Below are 26,856 nucleotides of genomic sequence, written 5' to 3' on the forward strand. Positions count from 1 at the left end.
AATAAAATATCAAAAATCGCCATAAACGCGACAATACAAAATCACATATAAGGAGTTTAAGCGTGGAAATAGTCGATACAAAATATTTCAACAGAGAGTTATCGTGGCTAAGGTTTAATTCGCGTGTGTTAAATGAAGCGCGTAGGGCAGAATTGCCATTGCTTGATAAGCTAAAGTTTTTAGCGATTTATGGCACAAATCTTGATGAGTTTTATATGATTCGCGTAGCGGGACTAAAAAGGCTCTATGCAAGCGGAATCACAAAAGTGGGCGCAGATAAACTCACTGCCTTAGAGCAACTAAACGCCATAAGGGAGTATATCCACAGCGAAAAAACAGAAGTAGCAAAACTTTTTGGCGAGATAAAAACCGCACTTGATAAGCAGGGGCTAAAAATAAAAAACCTAGATGAGCTAAACAAAACCCAAAAAATCGCTCTGCACGATTATTTTATCAACTATCTTTATCCTATCATCGTTCCTATCGTGGTGGATTCTACTCACCCCTTCCCTCATCTAAACAACCTTAGCTTTGGTATCGTTATCGAGCTAAAAAACAACGAAACCAAAGAAATCAAATACGGAATCATACGAATCCCACGCGTGCTAAAGCGATTTGTAGAGATTGATAAAGGCGTGTTTGTCCCTGTGGAAAGTATCGTAGGGGAGTTTGCTTCAGAGCTATTTTTGGGGCATAGTGTGGAGCATTATATTCCTTTTCGCGTTACGCGCAATGCAGATTTTGAAATCGAGGAAGATGAAGCTGATGATTTTATGCAGCTTATGAGTGAATCTTTGAGAGCGAGGAAGCGAGGGGAAATCACTAGACTTGAAGTAGGCGAGGGCAAAAAAGAGCTAAAAGATTTTGTCCAAAAGCAAGTGGATATTCCGCTAGAAGACATTTATTCGTATAATATTTTGCTAAATCTAGGCACGCTATGGGAGCTAGTGGGAGCAAAAGATTTTGCTCATCTAGGTTCTGCGCCTTTTGTGCCAAAGTCTTTGCCACCTATTGATAGCGAGTCAAATATCCTAGGTACGATAGAATCCCAAGATATTGTGATGTTTCACCCCTATGAGAGTTTTGATCCTGTGGTGGATTTTATCAAAACCGCAGCAAAAGACCCAAATGTGCTATCTATTCGTATGACGCTTTATCGTGTGGGCAAAAACTCTCCCATTGTCAAAGCATTGATTCAAGCAGCAGAGGATAAGCAAGTAACGGTGCTTGTCGAGCTAAAAGCTAGGTTTGATGAGGAAAATAACTTGCATTGGGCTCGTGCGCTAGAATCCGCAGGAGCGCATGTCATCTATGGAGTCCCCGGGCTAAAGGTGCACGCAAAAATCGCCCTTGTCATCAAAAAAGTAGGAGACAAACTAACCGAATATGTCCATCTTAGCACGGGCAACTACAACACCGCTTCGGCAAAAATCTACACAGATATTAGTTTGCTAACCATAAACAAAGATATTGGAAATGACGCCATTAAGTTTTTCCATTCTCTATCCACAGGTAGTTCTTACAAAAGCAAACTTCAAACGCTATTTACCGCGCCCACGCAGATAAAACCAAAGATTTTAGAGCTTATCAAAGCAGAATCTAGCTTTGGCAAAGAAGGACGGATAATCCTAAAAGCAAATGCCCTAGTCGATACTGATGTCATAGACGCGCTGTATGTAGCCTCAAAAGCGGGCGTGCAGATAGATTTAATCATTCGCGGGGTATGCTGTTTGCGCCCAAATGTAAAGGGGCTAAGCGAAAATATCCGCGTGTTTTCGATTATCGGCAAATATTTAGAGCACGCTAGAATCTACTATTTTGCGCATTCAAAAGAAAAGGTATTTTTTGCAAGCGCGGATTTGATGCCTAGAAATTTGGAGCGCAGAGTAGAGCTACTTACGCCCGCGACAAATAAAACTATCGCTGATAAGCTAATAGAAATCGTAAATATTCAGCTAAGTGATAATGTCCAAATCCACCAGCTACAAAGCGATGGCGAGTATAAAAAAATCCCAACACCAAAAGAAAATCCTATCTCTTCGCAAGTGGTGTATGAAAGGTTTGTCAATGAGGCGAGCAAATCTGTCAAAAAAGAATCAGCCCAAAACACCAAAGCAAAGAAATTATTGCAACGAATGGTGGGAGAATCTTAAAAGTTTTTATTAGACTTTGAAGCGATTTGGTAGATTTTGCATAAAGATTTTGCTAAGATTTTGGGCTAAAAAAACGACAAAAAAGCAAAATAGATTTTGTAAATTTGCATCGTAAAACAAAAATTTTGGCGGAAGCAAAAGATTTTGGCGGAAGCAAAAGATTTTGGCGGAAGCAAAAGATTTTGTTGCAAATAAAATTTTTGTGAGCAAAGATTTTGCCTAAATCGTTGCAACAACGCGCTTTAAAATGCCTTAGTTTATATGCCTTAGATTTTTTAATCCCAAACATAAGGAAACAAAATGAGCCTATACCAAAAAATCCGTCCCGTGCTTTTTAAGCTAGATCCAGAGAGAGCGCATAGCCTAGTCAAAGCAGTGCTTCACAAACTGCCTGATATTCCCTTTGCTGATGATTTGCTACTAAAAATCAGCGGTGGATACAAATCCCAAATGCTAAAAACCAAAGTTTGCGGACTTGATTTTTATAACCCTGTGGGGCTTGCTGCGGGGTTTGACAAAGATGGAGAAATGGTAAAAGCACTAGGTGCGCTAGGATTTGGATTTTTAGAGCTAGGCACGATTACCAAAATCCCTCAAGCAGGCAACCCAAAGCCTAGACTTTTTCGCCATATCGATGAGGAAAGCCTCCAAAATGAAATGGGTTTTAACAACTGCGGTAGCCAAGAGTTTGCCAAAAACATACAAAAATACCACCCATTTAGCATACCTATCGGCGTAAATATAGGCAAAAATAAAGATGTCGAAATCAAAGATTCTCTTTATAACTATCAGGATGCCCTAAAAGATGTGCTAAAGGTGGGGGATTATTATGTTTTCAATCTCTCTTCGCCAAACACCCCTAAACTACGCGATTTACAAAATGAAAAATTTGTCAAAGAACTATTTGAAATGGCGCAAAAACACACCAAAAAACCTGTGTTTTTAAAAATTTCCCCAGATTTAGACATAGACAAAATGCTAAAAGTCTGCGATAGTGCGCTATCAAGCGGTGCTAGCGGTATCATATCGACAAACACTACGACAGATTCTACCCTGCTAGCTAGTCCAAAAAATGGTGGCATAAGTGGCAAAGTGCTAAAAGAAAAAAGTTTGGAAGTGTTGCGCGAACTTGCAAATGCGTTTTTTGGCAAAGGGGTGATAATGTCCGTAGGTGGCATATCAAGTGCTAGAGATGTGTATGAGCGAATGCGCTTAGGAGCTAGTCTTGTGCAAGTTTATACGGCGTTTATTTATGAGGGACCTACTCTTTGTAGCACTATCAATAAGGAGCTAGAGATATTTTTGAAAGCCGATGGATTTAGCAATATAGGCGAGGCGATAGGCGTAGAGCTAGGCAAAAAAGGCAAAAAACGACTACAAAAGCAAAGCCACGATGAAGCCAAACATAAAAAAGACAAAAAAGCAAGCAAAGATGATAAGGGGGATAAAAAATCCCACAAACATAAAATCGATATAGATTCTCTTTTTGCCGATGAGGCAAACGACAAAAAGAGTGCAAAAAAAAGCCCTGCTAATGTGGCAAAATCTAGCGCAAAATCTACTACAAAACGCAACACTTCTAGTGCGAATAAAAGCAATTCTACTAAAACAAACTCTACGCGCACAAGACGCCCTAGCACAAAATCATAAAATGCGTAGATTTACGCGGGCAAAGGCATTTTGATTTTTGCTTTTGTCCGCTGTTATTTGCATTAGTGATTAGATTTTAGTCATTATGATTTTATGGGTATGTGCTAAGGTTTATAAGAGTTTATAAAAGATAGTCTATTTTTTGATTCAAAATCTAAATATGACAAAATCTTGCAAAAATCTTGCTTTTCATCAAAACTATCAATTTTATGCACGATATTTCCCAAACTTATCATATTAAGATTCTAATGCGTTTTCTCATTTTGGCTAGAATAGCGATTTTATCTAGTCATAACTTTGAAGGAGAATCCTAGTGAATAAATGCGTAAAAAAAATAATGCTAATGATAGGAGTATGTATGAGTATCGCAGGTGCAAATCCGCAAAATAACGCAATAAAAGCAAAAAGCGCGTTGCCTGATTTTAAGCAAATAAGGCTTGAAAATGGGCTAGAAGTAGTCGTAATCCCGCTTGATAACAAAAGTGGTGTGATACAGACAAATGTATTTTATAAAGTCGGCTCTAGAGATGAGGTGATGGGCAAAAGTGGCATAGCCCATATGCTAGAGCATTTAAGCTTTAAATCAACCAAAAATCTAAAAGCTGGGCAATTTGATGAAATAGTAAAAGGTTTTGGTGGCACAAATAATGCCGCTACGAGCTTTGACTACACGCAATACTACATTAAATCAAGCGCGGCAAATGTGGATAAATCTTTGGAGCTTTTTTCAGAGCTTATGGAAAATCTAAGCCTAAATGACAAGGAATTTGAGCCTGAGCGACAAGTAGTGGCTGAAGAGCGTAGATGGAGGACGGATAATTCGCCTGTGGGGTATCTATATTTTCGGTTTTTTAATACCGCATTTTTGCACCATTCATACCATTGGACGCCCATCGGGTTTATGGGAGATATTTTAGGCTGGGATATAGGCGATATAAGGGAGTTTTATCGGCAATATTATCAGCCAAATAACGCCATAGTCGTAGTCGCAGGCGATATAGAGCCAAAAGTCGTATTTGATAGCGCAAAAAAGCATTTTAGCAAAATCAAAAACACCCAAAATAACCAAAAAGAACATAGCCAAAATCTCACACAAAAAGCCCAAAACAAAGTCCCTCGCCCCACAATCATAGAGCCTGCCCAAGATGGCTACCGCGAAGTCATAGTCAAAAAAGAAAGCGAGATAGAATGGCTACTTATGGGGTATAAAATCCCAAATTTTGAGGACAAAGACCAAGTGGCATTATCCGCGCTATCTGAAATCCTAAGCGGTGGCAAATCAGCCCTCCTAGATGCAGAGCTAGTGGATAAAAAAAATATCGCTAGTGAAGTCTCTGCTTCGGCTATGGCGTTAAAAGATAGCGGGATATTTCTTTTTATGGCGGCGGGCAATGCAGGCGTGGAGGCAAAAAAACTACAAAAAGAGATTTTAGCGATTTTGGAGCGGGTAAAAAAAGGCAAAATCACGCAAAAAGAGCTAGACAAAGTCAAAGTAAATATGCGTGCAAGTTTTGTATTTGGGCTCAACAAAGCTAGCTCGGTGGCGGGAATCTTTGGGCGATATTTGGTGATGGGCAATCTTAAGCCATTGCTTGAGTATGAGGAGAGGTTTGCAAATCTTACTTTGGAGGATATACAAGCGGTTGCAAATAAATATTTCATAGAAGATGGGCTAACCGTGGCGATACTAAAAAACCGCATTTAGTTTTTTTGCGTGTTTTTTGAATAGCAAAATCTGTGGGGCATATTTGGGATTTTGGGATAAAGACATTTGTTGTATTTTGTGATTTTTATTACATAGATTGCCACGATTCTAGTTTTTTACAAAAGCCTAGAATCTCGCAAAGGACAGAATTTCCACCTCCCTTGCAGATTTGCAAACCTCTTGTCCTCTATCCTTTGCGGGGTGGGTTTATCATAGATTGCCACGCGGATTTCATACATTGTATAAAATCCGCTCGCAATGATGAAAGAATATATTGTCATATTGAGCGTTAGCGAAATATCTCTGCTGTTATTTTCTATGACGAGATATTTTTGTTTTTTGCAAAAACTTGAGTATGACAATGGAAAAATTTCCCATTGCAAAGAGGATTTTACTCTCATCATTGCTAGCGAGTGAAAAAAGCATGGCAATCCAAAATCCATTTGTCATACTGATTTAGCGAAGCAACAGAAGTATTCCTATTGTTTTTTGTCATATTGAGCGCGTAAGCGCGAAATATCTCTATTTTATTTATATCGTGAGATACTTCGCTTCGCTCAGTATGACAAGATGATAGATTGCCACACAAGTTTTGCGACTTGTTCGCAATGACAGATACCCCCTCTTTGTTAATAGCAAAGCATTTGAGATGAATGAAAACATTTTGACATTAAGTGTGTTTTAGAAGTTCATTTTTAGGCATTTACTAAAAGTCGATTAAGGCTAGAATATGGCGTATATCAAAATCCACACCAAAAATCACAAAAGTCAAAGGAATCCACAAATAAAAAGCAATAGTTTTTATAAAATTTTGGGCTACTTCGTTTTGCTGTATTTTTGCTTTGGCACTTTAGCGATAAGCTATTCTTGCAATGACTTATGGTGCAATGACTACAAAGTGGGCATAGGTGGCTATGTCGCCCATCATAGCACAGCGCAATCAAATCCAAATCTAACACAGGGCGGGGCATATTTAGCAGTGCATTTTCGCAGGTGGAAAGAGTGGTTTAGCTTTGGAGTGGATGCGGATTTTGGCGCAGGTGCAGCGAGTATAAAATCTAATCAAAACACCACCATACCAAATCTAGCAAACTATTCTACAAATTTTAATTTTAGTGTTAGTGCGCACACAGGTATAAATGTTTATCCGCTAGAAACGCCTATTTTTATTGATATTTTTACTTCATTTCGTGCAAATCTTTATGAAGTGGAATCTAACTTTCCATATACGACTTTACTCTCACTTGGCACAAGCCTACTAAGTATGCGACACTTAAATGATATTATCGGGCTAGAGTATGGCATTTCTTATGGCTATATTGTCTATGGAGCGCATATTTTTAGAGATTTTAGCTCTGATCGTCCAAATCCGCAATTCCCCACAAAAGTGCATAAAACAAATGATACTACCTCGCTTATAAATCAAAACAGCCACGAAGTAAAGGCATTTATCGGACTTTTTGGAAATAATCTAGGTATCAAAAAACAATCTTGGTATGGTAGGCTAAGTGTGATTTACTACTATGTAGATTCTTCGCGCAAAGTCGCTTTTGGTGGTGCTAGCGATGTGTATTATCCGCGCACGCAAAACATTAGCACAATGCTAGAAATCGGGCTTGGATTTTAAAAATTTTTGATTTAGAAAATATGATTTTGTGTAGTGCAGATTTTTGCGTGATACGATGTGGCTTAGTCGATATTTTAGGCATTGTTTAATACTTCGCACGAAAAAACCTAAAAAGCATATTTTTGATATATAATTTTGATTTACAAATCTAAGTGGCACAGCCTAGATAATCGCACAGCAAGGCAAAATATGGCACATACAAATACACAACATACACATTCATCAAAAAATGCAAAAATACCAAAAAGCACAACAATTAAAGTAGGGATTTTAGGTGCAAGTGGCTACACGGCAAATGAGCTAGTGCGCTTGCTTATCTCTCACCCAAATGCAGATATTATTTGGCTTGGCTCTCAAAGTTTTGAAGGGCAGTCTTATTTCAAAGCGTATCAAAACTTTTTTGAGATTTTGCCTACTAAATGCGTAAATGGCGAAAATCTAGCTAAGCTAGCAAAGCAAATAGATGTGCTTTTTTGTGCGACACCGCATAATTTTTGCGCAAAGATTTTAGATGATGGGATTTTAGATTCTACAAAGGTAGTTGATTTAAGCGCGGATTTTCGACTAAAAAATCCAAGTGTCTTTCAGCAATGGTATCACTCCGCCCATAGCAACCAAAAACTACTAAAAGAAGCTATCTATGGGCTTTGTGAGCTAAATAGAGATAGTATCAAATCTGCTAGGATTATCGCAAATCCGGGTTGTTATCCTACTTGCTCTATCTTAGCCCTTGCACCATTGCTAAGCGAGAAAAAAAGCTCAAAATCTAGTCCAAAAATAGACATTTCTAGCATCATCATTGATGCAAAATCTGGCGTTTCAGGTGCGGGCAGAAGCGCGAAAATGGACAATCTTTTTTGCGAAGTGGTGGAAAATTTTAAAGCTTATGGTGTCGCCTCTCATCGCCACACGCCCGAGATAGAGCAAGCTATCTCAACGCTAGCAGGGCAAAATATCACACTTAGTTTTACCCCTCATCTTGTGCCGATGAATCGAGGGATATTTGCTAGTATTTATGCCACTCCAAGTGCGGATTTTGGGCGTGAGTTACAAAACGCAAAATCTAGCAAAAAAGATTCTGCTAAAAACTTGCTAACACAAGTTTATAAGGATTTTTATGCGGGGGAAAAATTTGTGCGGATTTTGGAGGAGGGTATGAGTGTGCAAACGCGCTGGGTGGAGGGGAGCAACTTTGTAGATATTGCGCCATATTTTGATGTTCGAACCAATCGCATAATCATCACCGCCGCCCTAGATAATCTTATCAAAGGCGCAGCTGGGCAAGCGGTGCAAAATATGAATATAGCCTTTGGTATCGATGAAACAAGCGGGCTAGAATCTACGCCGATTTTTCCATAATTTTTATCAAAGAATCTAAAATGCCATTTTCACAAACCCCCACAAACATACATATCCCAAACATACATATCCGCCCGATGAAAATTGATGACTATGAGAGTGTGGCAAATTTGTGGGAGCATATCGAGGGATTTTATATCCGCAGTGTAGATGATTCTTATGAGGGAGTAGAGCGGTTTTTGCAGAGAAATCCAAATCTAAGTGTGGTAGCTGAAGTGAGCGAATCTAGTGCAAAATCTAGTGGCGAAATTTTTGGAGCAGAAATTTTTGGAGAAAATGTAGATTTTGTCGCACAATGTGATGATTCTAGCGATTTTAGCGAGCAAGCATTAGACTTGCATAAACAAGATAAACTAGGACAAGCACACTCTAAAATCGCGCATAAAAAAAACACACACTCTAAAATTTCGCATAAAAAAATTGCAAATAAAAAAAACGCACATAAAAAAATCGTAGGCAGCATTCTATGCGGACACGATGGACGCTATGGCAGTATTTACCATGCCTGCGTGCATAAAGACTATCGATTGCGTGGGATAGGCAAGGCTATGGTGGCGTATGCGCTAGAGGGATTTAGGAGGGAAAAGATTAGCTCCATAGCCCTAATCGCTTTTAGTGAAAATCTAATCGGCAATGCGTTTTGGAAAACGCAGGGCTGGGATTTGAGGGCTAATGCAAATCGTTATGAGCTAAGTCTAAATACCAAAAATACGCTAAAGAAAATCTAGGCAAAATCTAAAAATTGCCAAATTAAACATTATGTTGTAAAATCCCAAAAGTTTTTTTAAAAGACTTTTTATGCAGAGATTTTTCAGCATTTTGAAAAATTTTATTTATTAAGGATATGCGATGAATAATACTCTAAAGCCAAGTCAAACCACAAAATCCACACCGCTAACCCCAAGCCAAATAATCCAAAATCTACGCAACAAAAAATCTACAAAATCCCCCAAAACTCCTGCTACCAAACAAAAAACTTCTACAAACAAATCCACTACACTTCATCTAACGCCACTTAATGCAAACGCAACACATTCTGCTAAAAAAAACCCCTCAACCAAATCCAAAGATTTACAAAGTGCCCCACAAAATCGTTTTAAAATCCTAAAAAATGGGCTTGAAGCCCTAAGTAGTTTTGAATATGCTGGAATCAAAGCTGGGATAAAATACAAAGATAGGCTTGATATGGCGTTGATTTATAGCGCGATTCCTTGCGTAGCGGCGGGCGTTTTTACGCGCAATAAAGTCCGCGCTGCGTGCGTAGAGCATAATATCGCTAGGCTAAAAGATACGCCCTATTTTCACGCCGTAATCATCAATGCAGGCAATGCAAATGCTTGCACGGGGGAGAGGGGCAAAAAAGACTGCTTAGAATCCGCCCTAAGCGCGTCTATCGCGCTAGATATAGATTTTCACTCTACGCTTTTAGCTTCCACAGGTGTGATAGGCGTGCCTCTGCCTATGCCAAAGATAAAAAAAGGAATCCTAAATCTAGCCAAAGCAAAATCTAACACCAAACTAAACGCACAAAACACCGCAAAAGCGATAATGACAACAGATACGCAAGAAAAACAATGCGCGCTAGAATTTAGAAGCAAAAATGGCGCAAAAGTCCGCATAGCAGGCATAGCCAAAGGTAGCGGTATGATACACCCAAATATGGCGACATTGCTTGGATTTATCATCACAGATATAAATATTTCTCAAAAGCTACTTCAGCAGGCATTAAAAAAAGTAACCAAAAATACCTTTAATATGATAAGCGTAGATAGGGATACTTCTACCAATGATATGGTGCTAGCCCTAAGCAATAAAAGCGCGAAAAATGAGCTTATCATAGATGAAAGAAGTGTGGATTATAAAGTATTTCTAAAAGGGCTAGAAATGGTGTGTGATGATTTGGCACGACAAATCGCAAAAGATGGCGAGGGAGCTAGCAAGCTAATCACTGCTATCATCCAAAATGCAGAATCTAAGCGTGTAGCTAGAAAACTAGCAAAATCTATCATTAGCTCAAACCTTGTGAAATGCGCAATGTATGGCAATGACGCAAATTGGGGTAGAATCCTTTGTGCTATGGGCTATGTGGGAGTGGATTTTGCAAAAGAGAAGTTAGATTTAAGCATATCTAGCAAAGCTGGCAACATCGCTATAATGCAAAATGGCGAGGCTTTAAGCATTGATGAAAAAAGGGCAACAAAGATTCTAAAAAATAGCGAAATTACAATAATTGCTGATTTAAAAAGCAAGGGGGCTAGCAAAAAGGCAAAATCTGCTAAGGCGTATGGCTGTGATTTGACACCTAGCTATGTGAATATAAATGCGGATTATCGCTCGTAGTGCTTAGATTTTGGGCTTATTTGTGGTGCTAAAATGGTGCTAAATGCGTGGCGTGAATCGCTTTTTAAGGGATTTGTAAGGAACAAAAATGACATATTCTAGCTTGCTAGCACAAAGTGAATTTTTGAATGGCTGTGTAAGGGCAGGGGGGAGACTAGCCAAAATCCTTGCTAAAAGAGGGCAAGAAATGTTTGTGCGACATAGTAGAGGAGCTGGAGGGGATATAAGCATAGGAGCGGATTTGCTATGCGAGGGGGAGTTTTGCAATGAGCTACTAACGATTGCAAGTATAGATTCTGAAGAGAGCGGGCTTATCAAATGCAGTGGGCAATCTAGCGATATTATCGTGCTAGATCCGCTTGATGGCAGTGATAACTACAAATCAAATATCCCATATTATGGTGCTAGTTTGGCATTATGCGATAAAAATGGCGAGGTAAAAGAAGCGTGTATTATCAATTTTTGCAGTGGCGAGGTGTTTTATGATAGGCTTTTGTGGGGGGATTTTGGGTTAAAAAATAGCGCAAGTGCAAGTAGTGATAACACGCATAGCACAAAATCTAGTGCGCAGTCTATCCACGCTAGCCACACAAAATCTAGCAAACAACTTAGCTATGTCAAATTTCATCTTTTTCGAGAAGAGATTTTGCGTAGTTTTGTGGATAGTGGATTGGATAAAAAGGCAGTGTCGCAAGAAGGACAAGATGGAGAGCAAAATCTACAAAATCTAATCCCAAAATGTGGAATCTTTGAGCGGGCTTATTGCAATCCTAGCATCGTAGCAAGGCTACATACTCATCATATCAAGTTTCGCTCTTTGGGTGCTGGTGCGCTATCGTGGGTGTATGCCCTAGAGGCTAGGTTTTTATTGCTAGGTGGCAAAAGTAGGCGATATGATGCTATGGCTGGGCAGTTTTTGGCTCGGGATTTGCATACAAAAGAGATAGTGGATAAAAACGGCTCATTCTTTTTGCTTGTTAGCAAGTATAAAGAAGTTTTTGATATAGTTTCAAATGCGATTTTGGAATAGCCCTTTATATTTGCCAAGATTTTGTGATTAAGGCTTTTGGGATTAAGATTTTGAAATAGGGCTTCTCTAAGGTTTGGGCTAAGATTTCAAGATTTTGCTAAAAAATACATAACACAGCATAATATAACGCGAATTTAAGGAGATAGCAATGGGTTTTGTAGATTTTCTAAAAAACCTCAAACGCGATGAAGAGCGAAGTAGCAAAGACACTTCAAGCCATTGGGTGAAGTGCGATAAATGCGGCTCGCTAATGTATTATAAAGAAGTCTATGAGCACGGGCAAGTCTGCCCTAAATGCAATCATCATTTTAGAATCTCGGCAAATGAGAGAATCGCCCTGCTTTGTGATAGTGATAGTTTTATCGAGTATGATAAGGGGCTAGCCCCCATTGACCCGCTTAATTTTGTGGATAAAGAGAGCTATAAAGCGCGGGTAAAAAAATACACCCAAAAAACAGGGCGTCCTAGCTCTGTTATCGCAGGCGAAGGGCTGATAGAAAAAGTGCCTTTTCAAATCGTGGTGTTTGATTTTGCGTTTATGGGTGGTTCTCTAGGTTCAGTAGAGGGGGAAAAAATCGTCCGCGCCATCAATAGAGCGTGTGAAAAAAAGCATTCTTTGCTTATCGTTTCTACAAGCGGTGGGGCAAGAATGCAAGAATCCACTTATTCTCTTATGCAAATGGCAAAAACTTCTGCCGCGCTAAATCGCTTAAAAGAGCATTCATTGCCGTTTTTCTCTGTGCTTACAGACCCGACATTTGGGGGGGTTAGTGCTAGTTTTGCATTTTTGGGGGATATTATCATCGCAGAACCCGGTGCGATGATAGGATTTGCAGGGGCGAGGGTGATAAAGCAAACCATTGGAGCGGATTTGCCAGAGGGGTTTCAAACGGCGGAATTTTTGCTAGAGCACGGGCTAATCGATATGGTGGTGGCAAGGGGTGAGCTAAAAAAAACCCTAAAAGATTTAAGTCTTTATCTAAATCCTTATGGCTATGAAAATATCGCTTTACACCATATCTAAGTCGATGCCTATGACTCCGCTAGAGTGGCATTATCAAAAGCTATGCAAGAGCTTTAGTGCTGATATATGCGTAGAATCTATCTTTAATACCGACATAGACAATGCCCAAAAAAATGCCTACAAACACAACAGAAAATCGTGGGATAACAAAAAACTACAAAAAGCCCAAAATCTACACAGCAATCAAAGTTTTTCACAAGTAAAATCCGCCTACACAAAAGCCCTAGCACCCCTTGTGGATACCAAGCTAAATTCTATCGCGCTTCACCCATTAGGCATAAAGCTAGATAGTATCAAATTTGCCAAACTTATCGAGCAAAGCACGCAAAATCAAAGCCAAAAAGGAGGTTTAAGTTTTTTTATCGCAGGGGCTTATGGATTTGATGATGAGTTTCTCTCAAAGACTACGGCTATAAGCCTAAGTGATTTGACTTTCTCACATAAAATCGTCCGACTTGTCTTGCTAGAGCAGATTTATCGCGCTCTTAGCATTATCCACCACCACCCATATCACAAATAAGGAGCAAAAATGCCAAAACCTAAGGATATTATGGAACTTAGAGAAATATTACAAAGTAGGCATAAAAGCCTATTAGAGATTTTGCATTCTCGCAATGGAAATATCAAAGATTTGCACTCAAGTGCGCTAAAAGATAGTAGCGATCTAGCAGTAGCGCATATTCAAGGACAGCTTGATTGTTTAATCATTGAAAAATATGCTTTAGAATTGCAAGAAGTTGAAAATTCTTTGCAAAAGATTGCGGAGGGGACTTATGGGATTTGTGAAATGTGTGATGATGAGATAGGCACAGATAGGCTTAGGGCAAAGCCTCACGCTAGGTATTGTATCGATTGTCGCGAAGTGTATGAAAAATCTCAAAAAGCAGGTGATATAAAATCTAGCGAACAAATAGGCGAGTAATGGCAATAAAAATGTAAAATCTACATTAAAATATGTGCAAAAATCAACCATAAAAAAGCAAAATCAAGGAGTGAAATTGAAATTTAAATACTACGCGTTGTTTTCGTTGTTTTTTATCATCGCTGTGTATATAACGGCATATATGAGTATGGGTGGGGAGGAGCATAGTGCATTTGGGATTAGCCTGCCTTTTGCTGTATGGATAGTGCTGATTTTGGGTGTGTTTTTTGTCTCTAGCTCGCTGTTTTTTGCGTATAGTTGGGTGCGCTCGCTTATCATTCGTAGAAATAACTATGAGGATTTGGATTCTCTAATCTCTCAAATTTTATACCAAGCTACGCAAAATGAGCCAAAAACGCTATCTTTGCAAGATTTGCAAGAATCGATTTTGAGCGATAGCACAATGCCTACGCAAAACGCTTTTGCAAGCATTGCTAGCACGCAAAGCCCAACTGCTAAAAACCAAAATCTAAAAACTACATTGCCCACGCTAAGCCAAAATCCTCCTCAAAATAAGCTACAAAACCAACTGCTAGATACTGCATCTTTGGTGGCAAATGCGATAAATGTTACCCCAAATTTTGTTTCTAAGTTTATCGATAGATTTTCTAGCAAATATGCTAAACCCTCCCCAAATACGATAAAAAACCCTCACCTTCGCACGCTTTCACTCATTATTTCTCGCTTTGATTTAGTGCCAAATTTGGATTCTAGCGAATGTGGCAACTCCCGCATAGATAAACTTTTTTCGCGTTTTATTAGCATAAAAAATGGCAAGTATGAGGAAATACACAAATATCGTTTGTCGGTAGATTCTCCATTTGTGATAAAAAATTGGCAAAACTACGCGCTAAAATCTGCTAAAAACGCGCTTGAAGTCATAAAAGACCCGCATAAACCCACGCTAGCTAGGCGATTTGCGCTCAAAGTCATCTGCGAGGGTGGCGTGCCAAAAGAGATAAAAAAAGCCCTTGAAGTGCAAGATTATTTAGACAAACCATCTCTTCATAACGCCTTGCAAACTTGCTTAACGCTAGAATCTTGCCCGATAGATTGCGCTCAAATCATCGCGCTAGGCGATGGAGTGGGGTTTGATAGCGATGATTATTTGGAGCTAGCAAAATCCACGCATAGCAGGCTAAGCCCTGATAAATGGCTAAGGGTTTTTAGTGATTTGAGCGATAAAAGCGAGAGATTGCATAAGGCGTTTGTATTTGTCCTGCTAGAGCTAGAAATGATAGATAGGGCTACGCGTGAGATACAATCTAGCCGAAATAGCGAGGATATGAGAGGGGTGGTGGCGTATATGGAGCTAAAAAAGATGAGCAAAGAAAACTACCCTCTAAAGTTGTTTTTGTAGCAAAATCTATGTTTTTTTGCAGTAGGGCTTTTTGCAGTCGTTGCATAGATTTAGTTTTTTTTGATAAACCTATCAAAATCGCTACTTCGCCATAAGGGGCTAACCCAAAGGCATCGTAGCTATTTTAAGCATTCTAGCCAACCCAAAAATACTATTTAAAAAGGAAAATCCGCAAATGAAATCCACACAAAATCCAAACCTAAGCACCAAGTCCGTAGAAGTCCTCAAAAAAGTGCTAAGTCAAAATGACAAAAAAGCCCTGCAAATGAAAGAGCGATACGCACAAGATGGGCTATATGTGATAAACCTTATGAGTTCAGCTGGCAGTGGCAAGACGACATTTTTAGAATCCCTAGCAGATTTTAACAACAATGCAAACAATGCAAAATCTAGTTTTGATGTTGAGCAAGATTTTCACTTTGCCGTGATAGAGGGGGATTTGCAGACAAATCGCGATGCTAAAAGACTGCAAGCTAAAGGCGTGCAAGCCTATCAAATCCTTACAGGAGAGGCTTGCCACCTAGATGCCACTATGATAGAAAATGCTTATAATAGCCTAAAATCTAGCAATGCCCTAGAAAATACAAATTATCTTTTTATCGAAAATGTAGGGAATCTTGTCTGCCCAGCTAGCTACAACTTAGGAGCGGATATAAATATCGTGCTTTTATCCACGCCAGAGGGCGATGATAAGGTGCTAAAATACCCTACAATGTTTTTATGTGCAGATGCGATTATCATCTCTAAAATCGATTTATTAGAGCATTTTAGCTTTGATTTGGAGCGCGTGCGTAGCGATTTATCACAGCTAAAAAAAGGCGTGCCGATATTTCTTCTCAGCAAATACAACGCAGAATCTATCCAAAAAGTGCGCGAATTTATTATTGATTGTAAAATGAGAGGGTATCATTCTAAACATAGATTTTAGGGATTTTAGGTTTTTTTGGGCTTAGCACAAACCTAAAACTAAACCCAAAATCAAACACAACACTAAACTTACATTAAGCCCAAAATCAAAGCCTAAACAAGTCCAATCAAAAGGAGTGTAAATGTGCCTAGCCATTCCCTCAAAAGTCATAGCCATAGACAAATCTACCAACACCGCTACCATAGAGACACTAGGCGTTAGCAGGGAAGCAAGCCTAGATTTGATGCAAGAGGAAGTAAAAATCGGCGAATATGTCTTGCTACATATCGGCTATGTGATGAGCAAAATCGACACAGATTCTGCCCTAGAATCTATAAAGCTATATGAACAAATCATAGAAAATATGGACGATGAGGAAGAGTATGTAGATGAGGAATACGACATTGTGCAAAATGCAAACCACACAAATTAGAAGGAGCGCAAATGAAAACAAATACACCCAAAAATATGGCAAGCAACAAAATAAGCAAACAGGCGTTATGGATTCTATCTAGCGTGTTTTTAAGCGTGCATTTGCCAAGCATTGCCCACACAAAAGAATGTGAGCTAGGGGTAAAATCTAAGCATTATAAAACCCACATAGGCAAAAGCGGGCGACAAAGTATCGTGGAGTTTTTTACTAAAAATGCTGAATCCAAAACCAAAATCTATGCCTATGGCTATGCAAATGTCGATGGAAGCGGACCAAAAAAAGACATAAAAAACCCAAATCCCAAACTAAGAGAGCGCGTGGATAAAGGAGCGGTATTTGTCTATGGGCTTTCAAAAACAGATAATGACAAATGCGTCTATGAGGGTGGAGAAGTGTATAACTATGATGATGGCAAGACTTACCACCTAAAAATCACCATAGAATCTAATGGCAATCTAACCCTCCGCGCTAGCCTAGATAAAAATGGTTGGCTAGGCGAGACACTCACTTGGACGCCATTAAGTGAAAGCGATATTGCTAAATACAATGGCGAAAAGCCAGATTTTAGCGTGGTTGAGAGTTCGTATAATGGATTGCCTAAAAATATGAAGCCATAACGCCATAAAATCTATCAAAAAAATCTACCAAAGAAAACGCAAAATGTCGCACAATGATTTTGCCACCACAACAAGCGCGATATCTAGCAAAGGCTTAAGCACTGCTCTTTTGCTAGATGGATTTCGCCAAAGAGATATAATACTCGCCCTAGCAAAGCAAATCTGTAAAAAGGCAAAAGAGCTAAAAGCCCCGCTAAAAATGATGGAAGTGTGCGGAGGGCATACTCATACGCTTATGCGATATGGGCTAAAAGGGCTTTTGCCTACAAATATCGAGTGCATACACGGACCGGGCTGTCCTGTGTGCGTGATGCCAAAATCTCGTATTAACCAAGCCTACACCATTGCTATGCAGCCAAATGTGATTTTGCTTACCTTAGGCGATATGCTAAAAGTCCCGGGGAGCAATGGCTCTCTCCAAGATGCACGCGCAAAAGGGGCTGATGTGCGCTTCCTCTACTCGCCAGCCCAAGCCCTGCAAATCGCGCTAGAAAATCCAAGCAAAAAAGTCGTATTTTTTGCCATAGGTTTTGAGACGACTACGCCTATGAGCGCGGCATTGTTAGCGCGCACCATAGAGGCAAAATGTCAAAATCTATTTTTTCATATCAACCATATTCTTGTCCCACCACCGCTAGAGGCGATATTAGATTCTAAAGATTGCGCGATAAACGCGCTTATCGCACCCTCCCATGTCAGCGTCATCACAGGGGCAAAAATCTATACGCCATTGTTAGAAAAATATCAAATCCCAATCGTTGTGAGCGGGTTTGAGCCTGTGGATATGATGCAAAGTATCGCTATGCTAGCCACTCAAGCCATAGATATGCAAAAAGGTGGCAAAGCAAAACTAGAAGTGCAATACGCCCGCGCAGTCAATATGCAGGGCAATCTAAAAGCCCAAGAGTTAGTAGAGACTTATTTTGAAATCGCCCCTAGCTTTGAATGGCGAGGGTTAGGGGAAGTGGCACATTCTAGCTTAAGATTGCGTGATAAATATCGGGCGTATGATGCGCTAAATGAGTTTGAGAGTGTGCTAGATTTTACTCCCATAGCGGATAATAAAGCCTGTCGCTGTGGGGATATATTGCGAGGTGTGGCAAAACCGCTAGATTGCAAAGTGTTTGGCAAAGCCTGCGTGCCAAGCCACCCGCTAGGTAGCTGTATGGTAAGCTCTGAAGGGGCTTGCGCGGCGTATTATAAATACGGCGCGTGCTAGTTGAAATAAAAAGCTAGAATCTATCAAAAAAATTTTAAAAACTCTAAAAACTTATCGTGTAGCGAAAGCTTGTGGTATATGGATAATAAATACTTGCACTTCCATTGCTAGATTTTAGCGTTGTGCCAAAGAGATTATGCGATTCTAGTCGCAAAGTCTCTACAATCTCTATGGTATGGATTGTGGCAAAATTTACACGCAAGCCAATATTTAATGCCGCATTAAACGAAGTGTCATCTGTGTAATGTGTTTGGATTGTGTCTGTGCTGATAGTGATAGGTTTGCCAATGTAGCTAACCCCGCCAATACCCACACCCAAAAATCCACCAAAATCTACATTTTCCTTAGCGATAAAATTAAAAAGAAAATCGATATTTGCATTGTAGTTAAACGCACTTGTTTCGGATTGTTTATCATCGCTGAAGTAAAAGTATGCGTTGTTTAATCTAGCATAATATCGCAATCCAATATAATCATTAAAAAACTGCTTATATCCGATGACAATCCCCCAATCATACCCAACTCCAACCTTACTTTCCTCTTTAGGTTTTGTTTGCAAATCTTTTGTTGTTAGGATTGCTATGCCGATATTAGCCGCTTCTACCCCGACAAAAGCACCACTTTTTTCTGCAAATGCGTTTGTGCTAAAGCATAACCCAATGCCTAAGAATAGTCTTGCTAAAAGTTTGTTTGCCATTTTGTATCCTTTTTTGTGAAATAAAACGCATTATTTTACCCCCCCCCTTTTTTAAAATTTGCTTAACTTTAAAGTAAATATTTTGAATTTGTAAAAAATCTTACAAAATTTATGGATTTATGATAGGCGCAAAAAAGGGTGGCAAAATAAGATTTGCTGTTTTTATGGGGGCTAAAAAAGCATTTTTTGGTTACAATAGCGTTTTTGATTTTTTTCTCTGCGTTGTGATTTAGCGCGACAAAAAGGACTTAACAAAGGACAAAAATGGACTATAAAGACACTTTATTGCTTCCAAAGAGTGATTTTCCTATGAGAGGGAATCTCCCACAAAATGAGCCAAAAATCTATGAAAAATGGCAAAAAAACTCCACCGCTTACAAAAAAATATCTAGCAACCAAAATCCTACTAAAAAACCCTTTACCCTGCACGATGGTCCGCCTTATGCAAATGGCAATCTCCACATAGGACACGCCCTAAATAAAATCCTAAAAGACATTGTCATAAAGACGCATTTTTTTGATGGGCAAAGTGTGCGCTACACACCGGGCTGGGACTGCCACGGACTGCCTATCGAGCAGCAAGTAGAAAAATCACTAGGCAAAGATGAGCAAGGGAGGGCAAAAAAAGATAGCTTGCCAAAATCTAAAATCCGCTCTCTTTGTAGAGAGCACGCAGCTAAATATCTAGCGATTCAATCAAGCGAATTTCGGCAAATGGGCGTAATAGGGGATTTTGAAAATCCATACAAGACTATGGATTTTGCATTTGAGGCAAATATCTATCGCACGCTTTGTGAGGTGGCAAAAAAGGGGCTACTCTCCACCCGCTCTAAGCCGATATTTTGGAGCTGGGCAGCTAGAAGCGCACTAGCAGAAGCGGAGGTGGAATATAAAGACAAAGAGGATTTTAGTATTTTTGTAGGATTTGCTTTGAGCGCAGAATCTAAACGCAAACTAGGGCTAGAATCGCTAGAATCTAGCATAGAATCTAAAAGCGGGCAAAAAGGCGTGATAAAAGCGGTGATATGGACTACTACGCCTTGGACGCTTGTGGCAAATCAAGCAATCGCCCTAAACCCAAACGAAATCTATGTCATCACAAATGAGGGGTTTATTTTGGCAAAACCTCTGCTAGAATCGCTTGTGGAAAAAGGCTTGACAAAGGGCGAGATTTTGCGCGAAATCCCTGCAAAAGAGATTGAATATTGCGAAGCGATAAACCCGCTAAATGCGCGAAAATCCGTGCTTTTGCTAGGTGAGCATGTGCTTATGGAGGGGGGAAGTGGGCTAGTGCATACTGCACCTGGGCACGGCGAAGATGACTATTTTTTGTGGCTAAGATATGGGAGAGAATCCGCGCTAGAAGCATACAATCCCGAGCAGATTTTAATGCCTGTTGATGATAGAGGCTGCTATGATGAATCTTTGCGGGAGTTTGGGCTTTTGCCTAGCGAAGTGGTAGATGAATTTATAGGACTACATATATTTAAGGCAAATGATAAGTTACTCTCTTTGCTAGGGGAAAATCTAATATCTAGCTCGAAATTTATCCACTCATATCCGCACTGCTGGCGCACGCACGAGCCTGTGATATATCGGGCGACAAAGCAATGGTTTATCTTAATGGATAAGCCATTTTTAAATGGCAAGTCATTAAGAGAAGTCGCGCTAGATGCGATAAGCAAGACAAAATTTTACCCTGAAAGCGGGCGCAATCGCATAAAGGCGATGATAGAAAATCGCCCTGATTGGTGTATCTCTAGGCAAAGAGATTGGGGCGTGCCTATCGCGTTTTTTATCGAAAAAGAGAGCAAAGAGCCATTGCTTGATAGCGCGGTGCTAGAATCTATCGCGCAAATCTTTGAAAAAGAGGGCTGTGATGCGTGGTGGGAGCGACAGATAGAAGAGCTACTGCCACCTAGCTACAAAGCAAGCGCGCACAAGTATGAAAAATGCGAGCATATTTTAGATGTGTGGTTTGATAGCGGTAGCACTTGGAATGCCGTGCTAAAAAGCGGAATCTATGACGCAGGGGAGTATCCTAGCGATATGTATTTGGAGGGGAGCGACCAGCATAGAGGGTGGTTTCAAAGCTCGCTTTTGCTAAGCTGTGCGCTAAATGGATATGCACCTTATAAAGCAGTGCTTACACACGGATTTACGATGGATGCGCAAGGACGCAAAATGAGCAAATCGCTAGGAAATGTGGTGCTTCCTCAAGAGGTGCTAAAGCAGTATGGAAGCGAGATTTTAAGGCTTTGGGTGGCGTTAAGCGATTATCAAAATGATCAAAAGATTTCGCCTGAAATATTAAAACAAGTAAGCGAGCAGTATAAAAAAATCCGCAATACGATTCGCTTCCTTATGGCAAATGTAAATGATTTGGATTCTCTTAGCGATGAGGGGGATTTAGGGCAGATAGATAGGTTTATTTTAAGCAGGGCTTTTAGCACATTTAGCGAGGTTAGAGCGCATTTTAGGGAGTATGATTTTATCGCTGCTATGCAGATTTTGTCATTTTTTATTAGCAATGAGCTAAGCGGAATCTACTTGGATTTGTGCAAAGATAGTTTGTATTGTGATAGCAAAGAATCTAAAGAGCGCAGGGCAAGTCAGAGCGTGATGGCAGTGATTTTAAGTCATTTATGTCATATATTAGCACCTATTCTTACTTATACGATAGATGAGGCATTATCTTACGCGCCTAAGATTTTGGGTGTGAATGATGTCTTTAGCCTAAAGCCTTTGAATGCGTATGCTAAGGCTTTTAGCGATAAAAATGCGGAGATAGATTTTGCGCCATTGCTTGAATTGCGTAATAAATTTAACGAAATCCTTGATAGCCTAAAAAAAGATGCCGTAGTAAAATCTGGGCTAGAGCTTTGCGTGGAGGGGGATTTTGGAGATTTCAAAGAGGGGGCAAAATGGCTAATAGTGAGCGAATGTAAAGTAAAGGGAGAAAAAATCGCTTCGCTAGAAATAGATGGCAAATCTTATGCCATACATAAAAGCGCGGAGTGTAAATGCGAGCGGTGCTGGCGATATATGGCAAGCTCTAGTGGCGGGCTATGTGCGCGGTGTGAGAGCGTCATAAGCTAGATTTTATCAAAACGCTCTTTTGGCAAAATCTAGCACAAATCACCATTTCTAAAAACCAAAAAACAAAATCAACAACAATGAAAACACAAAAAATCGCCCTTATTGATTATGGAGCGGGGAATCTTGGCAGTGTGAAAAATGCGTTTGCATACCTTAGCACAAGTATCAAACTAGAATCTAATCCGCACAAATTGCGCGAATATGACAAAGTGATTTTGCCCGGCGTTGGGGCGTTTGGCGATGTGGCAGAGCTAGTGAAAAAAAGTGGATTTGATAGCGCGATAGTGGATTTTGCTAGGAGTGGGAAATATTTGCTTGGGATTTGTCTAGGTATGCAGTTGTTATTTGAAAAAAGCTATGAGTTTGGCGAGCATAGCGGGCTAGGGCTTTTGCGTGGCGAGATAGTGAGGTTTGGCGAGTCTTTGCGCGTCCCTCACATAGGGTGGAATCAAAACTTTTTTTCTCATTCTTGTGATGAGGATTTGGGAAGTGCTTTTTGTGCTGATGTCGCAAAAAGTGAGGATTCTAAGCACGCGCTTTTGGCAGATATACCAAATGGTGCGTATCTTTATTTTGTGCATTCTTACTACGCTAGCAATGTAGAGCAAAGCGAGGTTTTGGCGTGGTGCAAATATAGCGAGGCTAGCAAAAGGTTTCACAACGCGTGTAGCGGTGAGAGCGAAAAAAGCACGCTAGATGAGGACAAAAAGGCACTTGCTGTGAAGTTTCCCTCCATTGTCGCAAAAGATAATGTGCTAGGCGTGCAGCCTCACCCTGAAAAAAGCCATTCAAATGGCTTGCAAATATTGCAAAATTTCTTAAATCTTTAAGTGGATTTTGGTGTGGATTTTGGCGCGATAGCACATTGCTAGGGCTTTAAGAAGTTTTGCTAAAATCGTTTTGTATAAAACCTTAAAGCAACTTTTAGGAAAATCTATAAAAAAGGAGTCAAAATGGCGTGTGTGTTGCAAATCGGAGCAGGTGGCGTAGGTGGCGTAGTCGCGCATAAAATGGCGATGAATCGTGGCGTTTTTTCAAAAATCATATTAGCTTCGCGCACTTTGAGCAAATGCCAAGCGATTGCGGATTCTATCCGCGCAAAGGGCTTTGGCGAGATACAAATCGATGAGGTAAATGCCGATAGCGTGGAATCGGTGGTGGCTTTGATAGAAAAATACCGCCCAAAACTCGTGGTAAATGTGGCGTTGCCCTATCAAGATTTGGCGATTATGGAGGCGTGCTTGCGCACTCGCACGCATTATTTAGACACGGCAAATTATGAGCACCCAGATAGCGCGCATTTTGAGTATAAAGAGCAGTGGGCTTATGATACGCGCTACAAGGAAGCGGGGATTTTCGCGTTGCTTGGCAGTGGCTTTGACCCTGGGGTAACCAATGTTTTCTGTGCGTATGCGCAAAAGCATTATTTTGATGAGATTCACAGCATTGATATTTTGGACTGCAATGCAGGCGACCACGGATATGCGTTTGCGACAAACTTTAACCCTGAAATTAACTTGCGTGAGGTGAGTAGCAAGGGGAGATTTTGGGTGAAAAATGGCGTGGATTCGGCAAGTTTGGAGGCGAATCTTGCTTTAAACACCGATTTACAAGAGGATAAAATTTATCGCAAATTTGAGCGAAGTGAAAAGCATTTCGCATTAGAATCAAACACGCAAGATTTGCAAAATCAAAGCTACTTTGGCGGGCAATGGCGCGATATTGCCCCATTATCACTTATGAAAGAGTGGGATTATCTAGGCGTGGGCGTGAAAAACAGCTACTTGCTCTACCACGAGGAGCTAGAATCGCTAATCCGTAATATCAAGGGGCTACGCAAAATCCGCTTTTTTATGACATTTGGCGAATCCTATCTCACGCATATGAAATGCTTGGAGAATGTCGGGCTTTTGCGCATCGATGAAGTAGCGCACAAGGGGGGTAAAATCGTGCCTATCGAAGTGCTAAAAACGCTCCTGCCAGACCCAGCGAGTCTCGCCCCACGCACCAAAGGGCAAACGCATATCGGCTGCTACATAAAGGGCATAAAAGAGGGCAAAGAGCGGACAATCTACATTTACAACATTTGCGAGCACGAAAAATGCTACGAGGAAGTCGGTGCACAGGGCGTGAGCTATACCACAGGCGTGCCTGCGATGATAGGGGCGAAGCTAATCTGTGAGGGTAAATGGGGCATAGGGTGTGAGAAAAATTCGCCTTTGGGTAATCATTTACACAATCCCTCCGCCCCGCTTCACTGCGGCGCACGCCCTAGTGCGCCTCATTCGCAGGGCGAAGCGATTGCGCAAAGCAATACCACAAATGCTAGAATTTTGGATTCTAGCGCGGAATCTACTCCCGTCATTGCGAGCGAGGCGAAAGCTAAGCGTGGCAATCTAGATTCTAATCCCATCTCTCTTGCGGAGTGGGCTAGGGTAGATTCTACCCCTGTGTTTAACGCCGATATGCCAAAAGGCGGGGAATGGCAAGGCATTGATAATGCAGTGGAATTGCAATCAAAAAAGAGAAATTCTAAGATTTTAGATGAAAAATCGGGGTTGTGCGAGTCGAGCAACGAAGATAGGACAAATAGTCCATCGAGGAAGCGAGGCGAAGCACTCCACGATTTTTCGCTAAAAGCTGAATTTCAAGGCGCGGGGGTATGGAATATGGAGCAAAACGACCCCGACTTTTTTATGCGCGAACTAAATACGCAAGGACTGCCCTATGTCGTGGTGGAGTTTGACTCAAATGGCAAAACAAAAGTGCTAGAGGACGGGAGAAAATAAGGAAAAACAATGCTAGAAATATCAGTCTTTTTGGCGGTGGTAGGATATTTGTCGTGGCGATTTTTCTTTAAATCTTGCAAAAGGCGTCATAAACGATATAAAAATGGCGATTACAAAAAAGCGTTTAAGTGGCACAATAAGCGAGATTTTGAAAACAAACAAAAAGGCGATAAATACGAGCTCCAAATCGGCAAAGAATACCAAAACAACGGCTACAAAGTGTATTTTAAGGGGCTAAAAGAGGGCAAAAGTGATAATGGCATTGATTTAGTCGCATACAAGGGCGATGAGGCGGTGCTGATTCAGTGCAAAAATTGGGAACGCACACAAGTAAAACAAGAGCAGTTGCGGATTTTTTTAGGGGATTGCACGAGCTATATCGAAAAAAATCAACGCGTGTTTGCCAACAAAACTATTCGCCGTGTGTTTGTAACGAGCTGTGAAAATATCGATTATGGCGTGAAAAAATTTGTCGAGGAAAATGAGATGGAATATCTAGTTATTGCGTATAAAAAGTAATGATTTATAGCATCACACAAATCAAAGATTATAAAAATCCTCTAGTATAATTTCACACAAAACAATATGGAGGCTTCTCAAAATGAATCTTTTAGCAAAAATCGCGCTTATATGCGCTTTTGTTTCTATTATGTGGGCGCAACCACCCGCACCAATCGATGATAGCACAATAAATGACGCATATATTGACAAAGCCTTGCGTGCGTTGATTTTGGGTGCGGATTGTAGCGGTGGCGAAATCGCTTTGCAAAAAGCATTGCCAAAAGGCATTATAAATGCGAGTGATAAAAGCGTTATTGATGCTTCGCAATATGCAAATACAAAATCTCGCACGATTGCTTTTAATGGCGTTGTGCTACACGGCGGGATTTTTGATAACACACCATTTGATAATAAGCAAAATAATAATGCGCAAAATCTCTACTTAAGCCCTGATAGGAAAATCTCTTACGCGATAAAAGGCGGGGATTTTGACACGCCTCATACGCAGGGCAAAAGCAACGAAATAAAAGGCACACTTGAAGTCAAAGCTATTTGTGAGAAGCAGAGTTTTACGCTTATAAATTTCACAAATGGTGATTTTGGTATAAATCTAAGCAAGCACCCACGCAAAGAAGTCGCCATCGCCCTAAATGTAAATAAATCTATGTCGCGCTACATAGACGCGCTTATCGACATCGCGCCATTTTTCTCAAAGCATATTTTCGGCGAGAGTAGCGAAAACAATAGCGATCAAAATAGCCAAAATAACCCAAGCAATGATAGGGGATTTGCAAAGATTTCGCTTATCACTTTTTCGTATATTCGTGTGGCGGATTTGGGGACATTTTATGACGCACCTAGCCTTACAAACGCGCTATATAGCGCAAAAAGCATAGACTCTAAAGACAACATAGTAAATGTCGCGCTTATAGAGGCGATGAAAAATTTTACCAAAGACAATGGGCTAAAAAAGGAAGTTTATCTCATCACAAATGGCGGAGCGGACGACCCGCATAAAGAGGAAAAAATGCTCGCTATGACAAAAAATCTCAACGCAAATATTGTCAAAAATTCCAAGACAAATGCGCCTAATCGCGTGAAGATTCACATTTTCGCGCTAAAACCATTTGCTTCGCTAAAAACCCAAAAGGCAAATACAGAATTTTTGCAAAATCTAGCTAAAATCACGGGCGGCACTTATAATGAAGCAAATAACGCTTATGACTTCAAAAAGCAGATTTTAAGTGTGAGCAATGATGGCAAGACATTTGATATGCGCGAGCTAGACAATAAAATCCGCCCGAGTAAAACACACAAAATCTATGACCCAGATAATCCAAATGATGACAAAAAATAGCGTGATAATGCTCATAATGCGCGACTAAAAAAGCAAAATACAAAAAACATAGCACAATAAAAACCAA

The 26,856-nt window shown here is 40.3% G+C and carries 23 protein-coding genes and 2 pseudogenes; 22 read left to right on the plus strand and 3 right to left on the minus strand.

Annotation, left to right across the window (positions count from 1 at the left end):
- Positions 1–62 precede the first annotated feature (62 nt).
- The 3 genes and pseudogenes from ACWIX0_RS02775 to ACWIX0_RS02785 all read left to right on the plus strand — a co-directional run bounded on the left by ACWIX0_RS02775 (position 63) and on the right by ACWIX0_RS02785 (position 5,508).
- Positions 63–2,153, plus strand: coding sequence for an RNA degradosome polyphosphate kinase (locus ACWIX0_RS02775; RefSeq protein WP_454171766.1), 2,091 nt, complete (start codon positions 63–65; stop codon positions 2,151–2,153).
- A 300-nt stretch (positions 2,154–2,453) separates the two neighbouring features.
- Positions 2,454–3,506, plus strand: a pseudogene (pyrD, locus tag ACWIX0_RS02780) (dihydroorotate dehydrogenase (quinone)); the annotation flags it as partial.
- 655 nt (positions 3,507–4,161) lie between these two features.
- Positions 4,162–5,508: a M16 family metallopeptidase gene (locus tag ACWIX0_RS02785; RefSeq protein WP_454171885.1), complete on the plus strand. Its 1,347-nt coding sequence runs from the start codon at positions 4,162–4,164 to the stop codon at positions 5,506–5,508.
- 116 nt (positions 5,509–5,624) lie between these two features.
- Here the strand turns inward: ACWIX0_RS02785 and ACWIX0_RS02790 are convergent, their stop codons facing one another.
- Together ACWIX0_RS02790 and ACWIX0_RS02795 are read right to left on the minus strand one after the other, a co-directional pair.
- On the minus strand, positions 5,625–5,939 hold the full coding sequence (locus ACWIX0_RS02790; protein ID WP_454171768.1) for a hypothetical protein: 315 nt from the start codon (positions 5,937–5,939) through the stop codon (positions 5,625–5,627).
- Entirely contained in the window at positions 5,915–6,097 is a 183-nt protein-coding gene (locus ACWIX0_RS02795; protein ID WP_454171769.1) for a hypothetical protein, read from the minus strand. The genes ACWIX0_RS02790 and ACWIX0_RS02795 overlap by 25 nt, the downstream gene beginning before the upstream one ends.
- A 141-nt stretch (positions 6,098–6,238) precedes the next feature.
- On the opposite strand from ACWIX0_RS02795, the gene ACWIX0_RS02800 reads away from it, so the two are divergent.
- The 14 genes and pseudogenes from ACWIX0_RS02800 to hypD all read left to right on the plus strand — a co-directional run bounded on the left by ACWIX0_RS02800 (position 6,239) and on the right by hypD (position 18,346).
- The gene (locus ACWIX0_RS02800) at positions 6,239–7,135 is read left to right on the plus strand and encodes a hypothetical protein (protein WP_454171771.1); all 897 of its coding nucleotides are present in this window, start codon (positions 6,239–6,241) and stop codon (positions 7,133–7,135) included.
- Between the two features lie 189 nt (positions 7,136–7,324).
- Positions 7,325–8,494, plus strand: coding sequence for an N-acetyl-gamma-glutamyl-phosphate reductase (gene argC / locus ACWIX0_RS02805; protein ID WP_454171773.1), 1,170 nt, complete (start codon positions 7,325–7,327; stop codon positions 8,492–8,494).
- Between the two features lie 62 nt (positions 8,495–8,556).
- A pseudogene (locus ACWIX0_RS02810) lies at positions 8,557–8,718 on the plus strand (GNAT family N-acetyltransferase); the annotation flags it as partial.
- Positions 8,710–9,222 (plus strand): GNAT family N-acetyltransferase, encoded by a 513-nt coding sequence (locus tag ACWIX0_RS02815; RefSeq protein ID WP_454171887.1) that lies wholly within the window; start codon positions 8,710–8,712, stop codon positions 9,220–9,222. The pseudogene ACWIX0_RS02810 and the gene ACWIX0_RS02815, both read left to right, overlap by 9 nt.
- A gap of 121 nt (positions 9,223–9,343) precedes the next feature.
- Entirely contained in the window at positions 9,344–10,834 is a 1,491-nt protein-coding gene (gene argJ / locus ACWIX0_RS02820; protein ID WP_454171775.1) for a bifunctional glutamate N-acetyltransferase/amino-acid acetyltransferase ArgJ, read from the plus strand.
- 88 nt (positions 10,835–10,922) lie between these two features.
- Complete coding sequence (locus tag ACWIX0_RS02825; protein ID WP_454171776.1) at positions 10,923–11,864, plus strand: inositol monophosphatase family protein; 942 nt, start codon at positions 10,923–10,925, stop codon at positions 11,862–11,864.
- 148 nt (positions 11,865–12,012) lie between these two features.
- Entirely contained in the window at positions 12,013–12,888 is an 876-nt protein-coding gene (gene accD, locus ACWIX0_RS02830) for an acetyl-CoA carboxylase, carboxyltransferase subunit beta (RefSeq protein WP_454171778.1), read from the plus strand.
- Positions 12,860–13,408 (plus strand): 23S rRNA (pseudouridine(1915)-N(3))-methyltransferase RlmH, encoded by a 549-nt coding sequence (locus tag ACWIX0_RS02835; protein ID WP_454171780.1) that lies wholly within the window; start codon positions 12,860–12,862, stop codon positions 13,406–13,408. The genes accD and ACWIX0_RS02835 overlap by 29 nt, the downstream gene beginning before the upstream one ends.
- Before the next feature lie 9 nt (positions 13,409–13,417).
- A complete protein-coding gene (gene dksA / locus ACWIX0_RS02840; RefSeq protein ID WP_454171781.1) occupies positions 13,418–13,810 on the plus strand; it encodes an RNA polymerase-binding protein DksA in 393 nt (130 codons plus the stop codon).
- Positions 13,811–13,886: 76 nt separating this feature from the next.
- Entirely contained in the window at positions 13,887–15,170 is a 1,284-nt protein-coding gene (locus tag ACWIX0_RS02845) for a hypothetical protein (protein WP_454171782.1), read from the plus strand.
- Between the two features lie 175 nt (positions 15,171–15,345).
- Entirely contained in the window at positions 15,346–16,098 is a 753-nt protein-coding gene (gene hypB / locus ACWIX0_RS02850) for a hydrogenase nickel incorporation protein HypB (RefSeq protein ID WP_454171784.1), read from the plus strand.
- 121 nt (positions 16,099–16,219) lie between these two features.
- A complete protein-coding gene (locus ACWIX0_RS02855) occupies positions 16,220–16,510 on the plus strand; it encodes a HypC/HybG/HupF family hydrogenase formation chaperone (protein ID WP_454171785.1) in 291 nt (96 codons plus the stop codon).
- Positions 16,511–16,521: 11 nt separating this feature from the next.
- Positions 16,522–17,127, plus strand: coding sequence for a DUF2147 domain-containing protein (locus tag ACWIX0_RS02860; RefSeq protein ID WP_454171787.1), 606 nt, complete (start codon positions 16,522–16,524; stop codon positions 17,125–17,127).
- Between the two features lie 43 nt (positions 17,128–17,170).
- Positions 17,171–18,346, plus strand: a complete 1,176-nt coding sequence (gene hypD, locus ACWIX0_RS02865) for a hydrogenase formation protein HypD (RefSeq protein WP_454171789.1) — start codon at positions 17,171–17,173, stop codon at positions 18,344–18,346.
- A 43-nt stretch (positions 18,347–18,389) separates the two neighbouring features.
- Here hypD and ACWIX0_RS02870 read toward each other — a convergent pair whose 3' ends face one another.
- On the minus strand, positions 18,390–19,043 hold the full coding sequence (locus tag ACWIX0_RS02870) for an outer membrane beta-barrel protein (protein ID WP_454171791.1): 654 nt from the start codon (positions 19,041–19,043) through the stop codon (positions 18,390–18,392).
- A 264-nt stretch (positions 19,044–19,307) separates the two neighbouring features.
- On the opposite strand from ACWIX0_RS02870, the gene ileS reads away from it, so the two are divergent.
- The 5 genes from ileS to ACWIX0_RS02895 all read left to right on the plus strand — a co-directional run bounded on the left by ileS (position 19,308) and on the right by ACWIX0_RS02895 (position 26,789).
- Positions 19,308–22,142: an isoleucine--tRNA ligase gene (gene ileS / locus ACWIX0_RS02875; RefSeq protein ID WP_454171793.1), complete on the plus strand. Its 2,835-nt coding sequence runs from the start codon at positions 19,308–19,310 to the stop codon at positions 22,140–22,142.
- A gap of 77 nt (positions 22,143–22,219) precedes the next feature.
- Positions 22,220–22,972 carry an imidazole glycerol phosphate synthase subunit HisH gene (gene hisH, locus ACWIX0_RS02880; protein ID WP_454171795.1) on the plus strand — a complete coding sequence of 251 codons (753 nt, stop codon included), beginning with the start codon at positions 22,220–22,222 and terminating at the stop codon, positions 22,970–22,972.
- 123 nt (positions 22,973–23,095) lie between these two features.
- Positions 23,096–24,931 carry a saccharopine dehydrogenase family protein gene (locus ACWIX0_RS02885; protein ID WP_454171797.1) on the plus strand — a complete coding sequence of 612 codons (1,836 nt, stop codon included), beginning with the start codon at positions 23,096–23,098 and terminating at the stop codon, positions 24,929–24,931.
- 9 nt (positions 24,932–24,940) lie between these two features.
- Complete coding sequence (locus ACWIX0_RS02890) at positions 24,941–25,450, plus strand: restriction endonuclease (protein ID WP_454171798.1); 510 nt, start codon at positions 24,941–24,943, stop codon at positions 25,448–25,450.
- Between the two features lie 82 nt (positions 25,451–25,532).
- Complete coding sequence (locus tag ACWIX0_RS02895) at positions 25,533–26,789, plus strand: hypothetical protein (RefSeq protein WP_454171800.1); 1,257 nt, start codon at positions 25,533–25,535, stop codon at positions 26,787–26,789.
- Positions 26,790–26,856 lie beyond the last annotated feature (67 nt).

The organism is Helicobacter sp. T3_23-1059 (assembly GCF_053654515.1).